The 11,958-nt window shown below is 38.4% G+C and carries 11 protein-coding genes and 2 rRNA genes (1 of these 13 cut by a window edge); 1 reads left to right on the top strand and 12 read right to left on the bottom strand.

Annotated elements, in window-relative coordinates; all coding sequences use genetic code 11:
* Positions 1–99: 99 nt before the first annotated feature.
* The gene (metG, locus tag I6L50_RS04840) at positions 100–2,109 is read right to left on the bottom strand and encodes a methionine--tRNA ligase (RefSeq protein ID WP_219300697.1); all 2,010 of its coding nucleotides are present in this window, start codon (positions 2,107–2,109) and stop codon (positions 100–102) included.
* 493 nt (positions 2,110–2,602) lie between these two features.
* On the opposite strand from metG, the gene I6L50_RS04845 reads away from it, so the two are divergent.
* The gene (locus I6L50_RS04845; RefSeq protein ID WP_000843037.1) at positions 2,603–2,887 is read left to right on the top strand and encodes a transition state genes transcriptional regulator AbrB; all 285 of its coding nucleotides are present in this window, start codon (positions 2,603–2,605) and stop codon (positions 2,885–2,887) included.
* A 20-nt stretch (positions 2,888–2,907) separates the two neighbouring features.
* Here the strand turns inward: I6L50_RS04845 and rsmI are convergent, their stop codons facing one another.
* The 11 genes from rsmI to I6L50_RS04900 form a co-directional block, all read right to left on the bottom strand.
* Positions 2,908–3,783: a 16S rRNA (cytidine(1402)-2'-O)-methyltransferase gene (gene rsmI, locus I6L50_RS04850; RefSeq protein WP_219300699.1), complete on the bottom strand. Its 876-nt coding sequence runs from the start codon at positions 3,781–3,783 to the stop codon at positions 2,908–2,910.
* Positions 3,752–4,042 carry a GIY-YIG nuclease family protein gene (locus I6L50_RS04855; protein WP_002130207.1) on the bottom strand — a complete coding sequence of 97 codons (291 nt, stop codon included), beginning with the start codon at positions 4,040–4,042 and terminating at the stop codon, positions 3,752–3,754. The genes rsmI and I6L50_RS04855 overlap by 32 nt, the downstream gene beginning before the upstream one ends.
* The gene (locus tag I6L50_RS04860; RefSeq protein WP_002138893.1) at positions 4,029–4,769 is read right to left on the bottom strand and encodes a tRNA1(Val) (adenine(37)-N6)-methyltransferase; all 741 of its coding nucleotides are present in this window, start codon (positions 4,767–4,769) and stop codon (positions 4,029–4,031) included. The genes I6L50_RS04855 and I6L50_RS04860 overlap by 14 nt, the downstream gene beginning before the upstream one ends.
* Positions 4,770–4,889: 120 nt before the next feature.
* A complete protein-coding gene (gene yabA, locus I6L50_RS04865) occupies positions 4,890–5,240 on the bottom strand; it encodes a DNA replication initiation control protein YabA (RefSeq protein WP_002009639.1) in 351 nt (116 codons plus the stop codon).
* Positions 5,241–5,254: 14 nt separating this feature from the next.
* Entirely contained in the window at positions 5,255–6,082 is an 828-nt protein-coding gene (locus tag I6L50_RS04870) for a PSP1 domain-containing protein (protein WP_002009637.1), read from the bottom strand.
* Positions 6,083–6,087: 5 nt separating this feature from the next.
* Complete coding sequence (holB, locus tag I6L50_RS04875) at positions 6,088–7,071, bottom strand: DNA polymerase III subunit delta' (RefSeq protein ID WP_113938530.1); 984 nt, start codon at positions 7,069–7,071, stop codon at positions 6,088–6,090.
* 35 nt (positions 7,072–7,106) lie between these two features.
* The gene (tmk, locus tag I6L50_RS04880; RefSeq protein WP_002009634.1) at positions 7,107–7,733 is read right to left on the bottom strand and encodes a dTMP kinase; all 627 of its coding nucleotides are present in this window, start codon (positions 7,731–7,733) and stop codon (positions 7,107–7,109) included.
* A gap of 1 nt (position 7,734) precedes the next feature.
* Positions 7,735–9,156, bottom strand: coding sequence for an aminotransferase class I/II-fold pyridoxal phosphate-dependent enzyme (locus I6L50_RS04885; protein ID WP_219300701.1), 1,422 nt, complete (start codon positions 9,154–9,156; stop codon positions 7,735–7,737).
* A gap of 79 nt (positions 9,157–9,235) precedes the next feature.
* Positions 9,236–9,415, bottom strand: a complete 180-nt coding sequence (locus tag I6L50_RS04890) for a sigma factor G inhibitor Gin (RefSeq protein ID WP_002091596.1) — start codon at positions 9,413–9,415, stop codon at positions 9,236–9,238.
* A gap of 199 nt (positions 9,416–9,614) precedes the next feature.
* A 5S ribosomal RNA gene (rrf, locus tag I6L50_RS04895) occupies positions 9,615–9,730 on the bottom strand.
* A 49-nt stretch (positions 9,731–9,779) separates the two neighbouring features.
* Positions 9,780–11,958 (bottom strand): 23S ribosomal RNA (locus I6L50_RS04900); it runs 743 nt beyond the window's last position.

Below are 11,958 nucleotides of genomic sequence, written 5' to 3' on the forward strand. Positions count from 1 at the left end.
CGATAACAATACTTCAATTTTAATGCAAAAAACGGAATGTAAAAAGAAAAAAGACGCTTCACCAATGTTACACGTGAAACATCTCTTTTCTTGTCTCAATTACTTGATTTTTGTACCGTTTGGTAAATTTTGGTCAATTGATGTTAATGACAATACGCCATTCTCTTCACCTGCTAAAATCATACCTTGTGATAATTCACCACGTAATTTTACAGGTTTTAAATTCGTTACACAAATAACCTTTTTACCTTTTAGTTCTTCTGGGGAATAGAATTTAGCAATCCCAGAAACCACTTGGCGCTTCTCTGTACCTAAATCAAGCTGAATTTTTAACAACTTATCTGCTTTTTTCACAGGTTCAGCGGATATTACTTCAGCTACTCGTAATTCTACTTTAAAGAAATCATCAATTGTAATTTCTTCTGCCTTTGGTTCTTCTGCTTTTTTCTCTTCTACTTTAGGAGCAGAACCTTGCATTTGTTCTTTAATATATCCCACTTCTACTTCCATTCCCAAACGAGGGAAAATTGGGTTTCCTTTTTCTACTTTTGTTCCAGCTGGAATACATCCAATTGTAGATAGGCTTTCCCAAGATTTATGCGCCTCTTCAGTAAGTCCAAGTTGAGCAAACATCTTACTTGGTGCTACTGTTAGGAATGGCATAAGCATAATACCTGTTTGACGAAGTACCTCAGCTAAGTGGGACATTACAGACGCAAGTTTTTCACGATCATTCTCATCCTTCGCTAATACCCACGGCTGCGTTTCATCAATATATTTGTTCGTACGGCTAACTAATTGCCAAATGGAACTTAGCGCTACAGAGAATTCCATATTCTCCATTGCCTCTTCTACTTTTTTCAATGTATCTTCGGCAAATGTCACTAACGTTTCATCGAACTCAGTTACATTTGCTTTAAATGCAGGGATTTCCCCGTTAAAGTATTTATCAATCATAGCTACTGTACGATTTAATAAGTTACCTAAATCATTCGCTAAATCAAAGTTGATTCGTTCAACAAATCCTTCTGGTGTGAATACTCCATCAGATCCAAATGGAACTTCGCGAAGTAAGTAGTAACGCAATGCATCTAATCCGTAACGATCAATTAATGTAACTGGATCTACTACGTTTCCTTTTGACTTACTCATTTTTCCATCCTTCATTAAAATCCAGCCATGAGCAAAGACTTTCTTCGGAAGTGGTAAATCTAAAGCCATTAAAATAATTGGCCAATAAATTGTGTGGAAACGAACGATTTCTTTCCCAACTAAATGGACATCTGCTGGCCAGAATTTTTTATACTTCTCTTCATTTTCTGTTCCATATCCTAATGCAGTAATGTAATTAGACAACGCATCTACCCATACGTAAATAACGTGTTTGGGGTTACCTGGAACACGAACTCCCCAGTCAAATGAAGTACGAGAAACCGCTAAATCTTCTAATCCTGGTTTAATGAAGTTATTAATCATTTCATTTTTACGGGACTCCGGCTGAATGAAATGAGGGTTATCTTCATAGAACTTTAATAGTCGGTCTACATATTTACCCATTCTAAAGAAATAAGACTCTTCGCGAACAAGTTCTACAGCGTGACCACTATCTGGGCTTTTTCCACCAACTACTTTGTCACCTTCCATAATTGGATCTACTAATTGATGCGCTGTATAGAATGTTTCATCTTGTACAGAATACCAACCTTCATATTCATCAAGATAAATATCGCCTTGATCTACTAGCTGCTTGAAGATTTTCTCAACAACATCTTTATGACGATCTTCAGTTGTACGAATAAAATCATCATAAGAGATATCCATATTCTCCCAAAGTTCTTTAATCCCTGATACAATGTTATCCACATATGCCTGTGGTGTAACATTTAGTTCTTCTGCTTTCTTTTGGATCTTCTGTCCATGCTCATCAGTTCCTGTTAAATAATGAACATTGTATCCTTGCATACGCTTATATCGTGCCATCGCATCTCCTGCTACTGTCGTATAAGCATGTCCAATGTGTAACTTTCCACTTGGATAATAAATTGGGGTAGTAATATAAAAGGACTTATTTTCCTCTTTCATCGTTTTGGACCTCCCGAATAACCTCATATGTATTTATAAACAGTATATCAAAAACTCATATATAAAGTGAAACTTTAATCCGTGGAGAGGGTTCATCCCCCATGGATTATTAGCCCACACCAATCGGGCTTTTACGAGCAGCCCGACTCCCACTTAACTTCTTTGCTCCGGCTAAATTTTGAAGTGGGAGTCTTACTGCTCGCAAATAGCGGGATAAAAACGAGTTAATGCTCGATATCTTTATCATCTATTACTCATATTCAAAAAAATATACAATATATTTCCCGAAAAGTATAAACATTACAAAAAACAATACAAAACAATTGTAGAAATGACTTACATTCTATCATATATAAGAAGTATAAAAATCTATAAATCTTTTTTTAAAATATAGAATTTAATAATTGACGGAAATGTAAATGATTGGTATCATATGTCCATAGGGTATTTTGTCGAAAAATGACGAATCAAAAAAATAGACTCGAAACTTATAAACTATTTATTTAGGAGGAAAAGAATTATGAAATCTACTGGTATCGTTCGTAAAGTTGATGAATTGGGTCGTGTAGTAATTCCAATCGAATTACGCCGTACTTTAGGTATTGCAGAAAAGGATGCTCTTGAAATCTACGTTGATGATGAAAAAATCATCTTAAAGAAATATAAACCAAACATGACTTGCCAAGTAACTGGTGAAGTATCTGATGGTAACCTATCTTTAGCTGAAGGTAAAATTATCTTAAGTAAAGAAGGCGCTGAACAAGTCTTAAACGAACTTCAAGATTATATCGAAACAGCAAAATAAGCTTCTCAATTATGAGAAGCTTATTTTTTATCCACATGATAGATTTGATATACGTCTCGTTTCGACAAATCTCGGTCTTTAGCGACTGTTTTTATCGCTTCTTTTGAATTCATACCTTTTTCATTTATATAATGTTCAATATGATTATATACTGAAATAGCTTCCCACCATTTTTCTTCTGGAGTAGGCTCTTCTGTTGAACCTGCTACTAAAATACAAAACTCACCACGAACTTCATTTTGCTTCGTCCACTCAATCGCTTCTTCAATTGTTCCACGAATAAACTCTTCAAATTTTTTCGTTAGCTCACGACATAATACGATTTCCCTATTTCCTAATACTTCTTGCATAGAGATTAAAGTATCATCTAAACGATGTGGCGCCTCATAAAACATCATTGTAGTTGGAATATAGCGTAGTTTTTCTAATTCAAGCTTACGTCCCTTTTTATTTCTTTGCAGGAAACCATAGAAATAAAAATGTTTTGTCTCAAGTCCTGATGCAATCAATGCTGTAAGGGCTGCATTTGCCCCAGGAAGCGGGATAACATGATATTGTTCTGCTACAGCCTCTACAACGATATCATAACCAGGATCTGAAATACATGGCATACCTGCATCGCTCACAATGGCTACAGTCTTACCTTCTTCTAACTTATCTAAAATTTTCCGTCCACTTACTCCTTTATTATGCTCATGATAACTCATAACTGGTGTTTCAATTTCAAAGTAATTACAAAGTTTCTTCGTTTGCCTTGTATCTTCCGCTGCAATAATGTCTGCCTCTTTTAAAATTCGGATTGCACGAAATGTCATATCCTCTAAATTTCCGATTGGAGTCGGTACTAAATATAAAACTCCCTTTTCATTTTGCTGAAAGCTTTTTTGCTGCCACATAGCGTTCTCCTTTTTGCATATATTCTTCTTTTTTTTTCCTCGTTAACTGCTTAAAGTGATACTCAGCTTGCATAGCCGTTCGTTTATCCTCGTGATCCTCTACATATTTTAAAACAACTGGAAGTCTAGCGCGTGTATATCTAGCACCTTTTCCACTATTATGGGTCTGAATCCGTTTTTCTATATGATTCGTGTATCCAGCATAATAACTTCCATCAGAACACTCCACCACATAAAAACAATGCTTATTCTTCTCCATATAAAATTGAACGAAGCTCCTTTGTATATTCATTGTTTTCTTCATATACAAAAAGAGGTGGTAAGATTTTTAAATCTGCATTCCCATCCTTAATTCCTTCAATTAACAATGTATTCGCTTCTTTACCAGCCTTAGGATAAACAAATCGCACACGTTTCGGTTCAATTTTGTATTTACGCATTAATGTGACGATGTCGAGCAGACGACCTGGACGATGCACAAATGCTACTTTCCCACCCTGTTTTACTAGCTGGCTACTTGCGTATACAACATCTTCTAGTGTGCACATAATTTCATGACGAGCTATCGCTAAATGTTCATTCATATTCTTCTCAGAAGTTTGTGGTGTTTGAAAATAAGGAGGATTACATGTTACAACATCATATTGATGACGTCCAAGTTTCTCCGGCATATCTTTCAAATCTCCATGGATTAAATGAATTCTTTCTTCTAAATTATTGTATTGAACGCTTCTTATTCCCATATCATATAAGCGCTCTTGAATTTCTACACCTGTAATTTTCCCTTTTGTCCTTGTACTTAATAAAAGAGGGATAACTGCGTTACCTGTACACAAATCAAGTAAATTACCCTTTTGAATTGGCACCCAAGCAAAATCTGCAAGTAAAACAGCATCCAAAGAAAAATTAAATACTGATGGACTTTGTACAATCTTCATATCTTGCGCTAATAAGTAATCTAAACGCTCATCTTCATATAAATTCATATATTGCTCCCTTTCTTACACTTAACCTATCCTATTTCATCTTCTATTAATGTAAAAATAAATTTCATTCTACTCTCATGTATAAAAAATTACCTTTCCAATTATATTGGAAAGGTAATCTCACTTTTTATTTAAAAATGACAGACAGAATAAACAATCTCCCTCTTTACGTACACTTCCATAATGTAGATTGCAAATATGAAAACCTTCTTGATATAGTCTCGCTAGATTATCGTAGCCTTCACCAATATCTGTCTTCGCCTTCATTTCTTTGCGTTTTTGAGTTTTTTGTTTTTCCTTGTTCTGCACTTCTTCAAAACGATGTCGCAAATTTTCATTTTCCATTTTTATATGTTGGTTTTCTTCCAATAATTCTGCAAGATGTTGTTTTAATTCCCCCAACTGTTTGTATAAATGTCCAATTTGCTCTTCCATACTAGAAACCGATGCAAAAATATCCTTTTTCTCCACAAGCACCCACCTCATTAATCTGTGGTTTGACTCGAAACGACCCCTTTATTCATTAATTCATCTAACGTATATTCTACTATCCGTTCCTTGTCTACTAGTTCCACTTGAATTAATCTTTCTAAAATATTTAATCCGATAACACGGCCAGTACCGTGCGGTGTTTGTATACGTTGATCTAAATCAGGAAGTTGTTCCTTTGCTGCCTCATATTCATCATTCTCATATTTTAAGCAACACATTAAGCGACCACATAAACCAGAGATTTTTGCAGGATTTAATGATAAATTTTGATCCTTTGCCATTTTAATGGATACAGGTTCAAAATCTCCTAAAAAAGTAGAACAACAAAGCATACGACCACATGGACCAATACCACCAAGCATTTTTGCTTCGTCACGAACGCCGATCTGTCTCAGCTCAATTCTTGTCCTAAAAATTGCCGCTAAGTCTTTCACTAGTTCCCGGAAATCAATCCGGCCATCCGCAGTAAAGTAAAAAATAATCTTATTACGATCGAACGTATACTCTACATCTACAAGCTTCATATCAAGATTATGTTCTCCTACCTTTTGTTGACAAACTTGATATGCTTCTTTCGCAGCATGCCTATTCTCTTCAACAATGGTACGATCATTTTCATTTGCAATACGAATAACTTTTTTTAGCGGTAATACAACGTCATTTTCATCAACTTGCTTTTTGGTAATAACTACTTTTCCGTACTCAATACCTCTTACCGTTTCTACAATTACAAACTCATTTTCTGAGATATCGAACTGATTTGGATCAAAGTAATATACCTTTCCGGCCTTCTTAAAGCGAACACCTACTACATCATACAAAACGGTCATCCCTCCTGCAACCGCAACACTAACTGTTCGAACACAAGCTGCGCATTTACATTAGCGTTGATTCTATTTTTTGCCTCTAATATATTAAAGAGAGCTGATACAATGCGCTTCTGAGCATAAGAAAAGGATTCAAACATCTCTTTCTGCTCATGAAAAACAAGACGATCTTCTTCTCCAAGTTGAACATATAATAAATCCTTATAAATAAGGAGTAACATATCTAAGCCTTGCTGTAATTGTTCTTTCTCTCCAAAGTGCTTCCCCCATTTTTCTTGTACAAAAAAAATAGAGGCCTTATCTTTTTCGAGCGCTTCACATAATTTTATCACTAAAGCTCTCGCTTGTGCAAACCATTCATCATTACACATTAATAAAGCTTCTTCAAAACTATTTGTAAGCTGCGCAGCAAGTGTAGATAAAGAAACTGTAATACCTTCTTCCTCTAACCTCTTAATTAAAGATTCTGTAGGCAACGGCCTAAACGTAACAACTTGACACCGAGATAAGATTGTATTTAAAATCTGATGACTTTGTTCAGTAAGTAAAATAGCTGTTGTATCACTACTTGGTTCTTCTAAAAACTTTAAGAGCGTATTCGCTGCATTTGCTGTCATACGATCTGCATGCTCAATAATATATACTTTTTTATTTGCTTCTAATCCTGTTTTTGAAAACTCTTCTTGTAAATCATGAATTTGCTGTTTTTTAATAGATAATCCATCTGGTTTTACAATATGTAAGTTTGGGTAGTTACCTGAATCAATTCGGCGACAATTCGTACATACATGACAAGGCTCTACACCATTTCTTTGTGAACAGAGAAAACTTTTTGCCATTTGAATTGCTGTGGCGAACTTCCCAGTCCCTTTCCCTCCCTCTAACAAGTAAGCGTGGGATATACGCTCTTTTGCAATGCTATTCATCAACATTTTGACACCGATGGGCTGTATAACAGAAAGCTGCTCCCACGTATTTATCATACTGCATACCTCACTTATTTCATTCTTTCCTTCTATTATAACAATTTATCTTCTATAATCTGAACAACTTCTTCTATAAGTTTTTTCATTGGTTGATCAGCATTTACTAATACAATGCGATTAGAGAAACGCTCTACAACTTGTAAATATCCTTCACGCACACGTTTATGGAAAGAGATATCTTCCATATCTAGTCGATTTACTTCACGTCCTGCATCTTTTCCAATTCGTGCTAAACCTACCTCTGGCTCAATATCTAAATAGATTGTTAAACTAGGCATACAATCTTCCGTTGCGAAACGATTAATTTCAAATACTTTATCCATACCTAAGCCCCTTGCATATCCTTGATATGCTAAAGAGCTATCTATAAAACGATCACATAGTACAAGATAGTTTTCCTCAAGTGCTGGCATAACTTTTTCCACTAAATGTTGTCTACGTGCAGCAGCATATAAGAGCGCCTCTGTACGTGCTTCCATCATTGTATACTCTTGTTTATGTAAAATTGTTCTAATATCTTCAGAAATTGCAATACCACCCGGTTCTCTGGTCGCCATTACCTTTTGTTCCTTTTGCTCAAAATATGGTAATAAACTTTTAATTAATGTTGTTTTACCCGAACCTTCTGGCCCTTCAATTGTTACAAATAATCCCTTCATCCTAAAACCTACTTTCTATATCATACACGTTCATATATTTCGTACTACCTTGAAAACGAGCCCCTGTTTTCTCTAAATGAGTAATTTGCTTTGTATGTTCTTGAGTAATTCTCTCTCCATACATGATCAATGGAATTCCAGGTGGATACGGAATCACCATTTCTGCAGCTATCATACCAACGGCTTCTTCTATAGATACTAACTTCGTTTCGTATCTCTCTAATTGTTTATACGTATACGGTAAAGAGGAAATCTCCCCTTTATAAGTATAACGAATTGATGCTGTCTTGTCTTTTACCTTATATTGCTGCATAGCTAATCGAATGATCTCTATAGCTTTCATATACCCCTCATTTACTTGTAACGGCAATATAAGTAGGACGTTATATGGATCTGCCATTTCCGTATATATACCGACTTTTTCAAATACAGACTGTAATTCATACCCCGATAACTGACAGCGAGTTTGCACCGTAACTTTTAATTCATCTTGCGATGGATATTGCAAAATGGCTATTTGTGGGATAGATCGCAATCCTTCTTTAAATCGGCGTAAAAACTCAACGATTTCATCATGACCCTCTTCCTTTATAACTGCTATTGCAAAACGTGCTATATCAAGAGAAGCCATAATTGGATACGATGGGCTACTAGATTGTAGCATACTTAAATAGGAGGAAACTTTTTCTTCGCTCACCAAACGGCTATTTATATGTAAATAAGATCCCATTGTCATCGCAGGTAATGTTTTATGTGCGGAATGAACCACAATATCCGCACCATAAACTAATGCTGACTTCGGGAAGGGGTCCCCTATACAAAAATGCGCCCCATGGGCTTCATCTACTAGAACAGGAATTTTATGTGCATGTGCGTAAGCGATACTTGCCTCTAAATCAATGCCCATACCATAGTAATTAGGATGTGTTAAAATAAGTGCTTTTGCATTTGGATACTTTGTAATTGCCTCCTTAATAACTTCATCACGAACACCTACTGGTACGTTATATACTTCATCAATCCATGGATTTAAAAAGACCGGATTCGCCCCTGCTAATTTCAAACCATTAATGATCGATTTATGACAATTTCTTTGTACGAGGACAATATCATGTTCGCCGCAGCAAGATAAAATCATTGCTAAATTTCCAACTGTTGAACCATTAATTAAAAAATAACTTTTGTGCACGCCGTATACTTCAGCTAATAATTGCTGTGCTTCATCTATACATTCAAACGGGCTATGTAAATCATCTAATCCTGTTAACTCTGTTACATCAATTGATAATATGTCCTTAAACCCCCCTGAAGCTTTCTGAGGGAAGTTTAAACCATTCTTATGACCCGGAACATGAAAAGATAGTAGTCGCCTTTCTTTAAATTCCATTAGCGCCTCATATAAAGGCATACGATTTTGATTCATATATATCTCTTCCTTATTATTCATTGTGTATCTATTATACAGATATTAGGGCAAAAAAAATAATAGGCATAATGCCTATTTAAAAATATGATACTTCTAATTTTCGCAGTTGTTTTAAATAATGTATATACTTCGGGTCATTTGTCTCAGTATTCACCAGATTTCTTTCGCACTCGTAACATATTAAATTATTATATACATATATTCCTTCCCCTCTTTTTGTCTCACAAACGATGCAAATTTCACTTGGTAATTTCATAATCTTTCCTCCCTTTTTAAATAAACATATTATATACCTCTATTCCTTAACAAATTTCTGGAAAATATACATCAATTTCTTATATAATATGATTTATTCTTGGGCAACGTGTTTGTATTACTTATGTATTCCCTTTACTTCTTTCATGTACCGTTTAAAAACAAAAAAACACAAGTCAAAAGACTTGTGTTTTTATCTTGCTTGGCGACGTCCTACTCTCACAGGGACAAGGTCCCAACTACCATCGGCGCTAGAGAGCTTAACTTCCGTGTTCGGTATGGGAACGGGTGTGACCTCTCTGCCATCATCACCAAACTGATGAAGGTATATTCCTTCAAAACTAGATAACATTGCTTCATATTATATGGTTAAGTCCTCGATCTATTAGTATTCGTCAGCTCCACATGTCACCATGCTTCCACCTCGAACCTATCAACCTGATCATCTTTCAGGGATCTTACTAGCTTACGCTATGGGAAATCTCATCTTGAGGGGGGCTTCATGCTTAGATGCTTTCAGCACTTATCCCTTCCGCACATAGCTACCCAGCTATGCCCTTGGCAGAACAACTGGTACACCAGCGGTGCGTCCATCCCGGTCCTCTCGTACTAAGGACAGCTCCTCTCAAATTTCCTGCGCCCACGACGGATAGGGACCGAACTGTCTCACGACGTTCTGAACCCAGCTCGCGTACCGCTTTAATGGGCGAACAGCCCAACCCTTGGGACCGACTACAGCCCCAGGATGCGATGAGCCGACATCGAGGTGCCAAACCTCCCCGTCGATGTGGACTCTTGGGGGAGATAAGCCTGTTATCCCCGGGGTAGCTTTTATCCGTTGAGCGATGGCCCTTCCATGCGGAACCACCGGATCACTAAGCCCGACTTTCGTCCCTGCTCGACTTGTAGGTCTCGCAGTCAAGCTCCCTTATGCCTTTGCACTCTACGAATGATTTCCAACCATTCTGAGGGAACCTTTGGGCGCCTCCGTTACACTTTAGGAGGCGACCGCCCCAGTCAAACTGCCCACCTGACACTGTCTCCCGGGTCGATGAGACCCGTAGGTTAGAATTTCAATACAGTCAGGGCGGTATCCCACCAGCGCCTCCACCGAAGCTAGCGCTCCGGTTTCAATGGCTCCCGCCTATCCTGTACAAACTGTACCAAAATTCAATATCAGGCTACAGTAAAGCTCCACGGGGTCTTTCCGTCCTGTCGCGGGTAACCTGCATCTTCACAGGTACTATAATTTCACCGAGTCTCTGGTTGAGACAGTGCCCAAATCGTTACACCTTTCGTGCGGGTCGGAACTTACCCGACAAGGAATTTCGCTACCTTAGGACCGTTATAGTTACGGCCGCCGTTTACTGGGGCTTCAGTTCAGAGCTTCGCTTACGCTAACCCCTCTCCTTAACCTTCCAGCACCGGGCAGGTGTCAGCCCCTATACTTCGCCTTACGGCTTCGCAGAGACCTGTGTTTTTGCTAAACAGTCGCTTGGGCCTATTCACTGCGGCTTTCCGTTAAGAAAGCACCCCTTCTCCCGAAGTTACGGGGTCATTTTGCCGAGTTCCTTAACCAGAGTTCTCTCGCACACCTTAGGATTCTCTCCTCGCCTACCTGTGTCGGTTTGCGGTACAGGCACCTTTTATCTCGCTAGAAGCTTTTCTTGGCAGCGGGGAATCAAAGACTTCGCTCCATAAGGAGCTTCCCCATCACAGCTCAGCCTTTACGATAAGCGGATTTGCCTACTTATCAGCCTAACTGCTTGGACGTGCACAACCAATCGCACGCTTCTTCTATCCTTCTGCGTCCCTCCATTGCTCAAACGATAAAGAGGTGGTACAGGAATATCAACCTGTTGTCCATCGCCTACGCCTGTCGGCCTCGGCTTAGGTCCTGACTAACCCTGAGCGGACGAGCCTTCCTCAGGAAACCTTAGGCATTCGGTGGACGGGATTCTCACCCGTCTTTCGCTACTCATACCGGCATTCTCACTTCTAAGCGCTCCACCAGTCCTTCCGGTCTGACTTCACTGCACTTAGAACGCTCCCCTACCACTGATACCATTGGTATCAATTCGCAGCTTCGGTGGTGTATTTAGCCCCGGTACATTTTCGGCGCAGAGTCACTCGACTAGTGAGCTATTACGCACTCTTTAAATGGTGGCTGCTTCTGAGCCAACATCCTAGTTGTCTAAGCAACTCCACATCCTTTTCCACTTAATACACACTTTGGGACCTTAGCTGGCGATCTGGGCTGTTTCCCTCTTGACTACGGATCTTATCACTCGCAGTCTGACTCCTAAGGATAAGTCATTGGCATTCGGAGTTTGACTGAATTCGGTAATCCGATGAGGACCCCTAGTTCAATCAGTGCTCTACCTCCAAGACTCTTACACTTAAGGCTAGCCCTAAAGCTATTTCGGGGAGAACCAGCTATCTCCAGGTTCGATTGGAATTTCTCCGCTACCCACACCTCATCCCCGCACTTTTCAACGTGCGTGGGTTCGGGCCTCCATTCAGTGTTACCTGAACTTCACCCTG

This window comes from Bacillus sp. FDAARGOS_1420, from assembly GCF_019344915.1.
Lineage (GTDB): Bacteria > Bacillota > Bacilli > Bacillales > Bacillaceae_G > Bacillus_A > Bacillus_A mycoides.

Bases quoted from the DNA above. Each gene is read 5' to 3' on its own strand.
- I6L50_RS04860 (WP_002138893.1), bottom strand. From the start codon at position 4,769: ATGAATTTATATGAAGATGAGCGTTTAGATTACTTATTAGCGCAAGAT.
- I6L50_RS04890 (WP_002091596.1), bottom strand. From the start codon at position 9,415: ATGAAATTACCAAGTGAAATTTGCATCGTTTGTGAGACAAAAAGAGGG.
- I6L50_RS04845 (WP_000843037.1), top strand. From the start codon at position 2,603: ATGAAATCTACTGGTATCGTTCGTAAAGTTGATGAATTGGGTCGTGTA.
- tmk (WP_002009634.1), bottom strand. From the start codon at position 7,733: ATGAAGGGATTATTTGTAACAATTGAAGGGCCAGAAGGTTCGGGTAAA.
- metG (WP_219300697.1), bottom strand. From the start codon at position 2,109: ATGAGGTTATTCGGGAGGTCCAAAACGATGAAAGAGGAAAATAAGTCC.
- rsmI (WP_219300699.1), bottom strand. From the start codon at position 3,783: ATGTGGCAGCAAAAAAGCTTTCAGCAAAATGAAAAGGGAGTTTTATAT.
- I6L50_RS04855 (WP_002130207.1), bottom strand. From the start codon at position 4,042: ATGGAGAAGAATAAGCATTGTTTTTATGTGGTGGAGTGTTCTGATGGA.
- holB (WP_113938530.1), bottom strand. From the start codon at position 7,071: ATGATAAATACGTGGGAGCAGCTTTCTGTTATACAGCCCATCGGTGTC.
- I6L50_RS04885 (WP_219300701.1), bottom strand. From the start codon at position 9,156: ATGAATCAAAATCGTATGCCTTTATATGAGGCGCTAATGGAATTTAAA.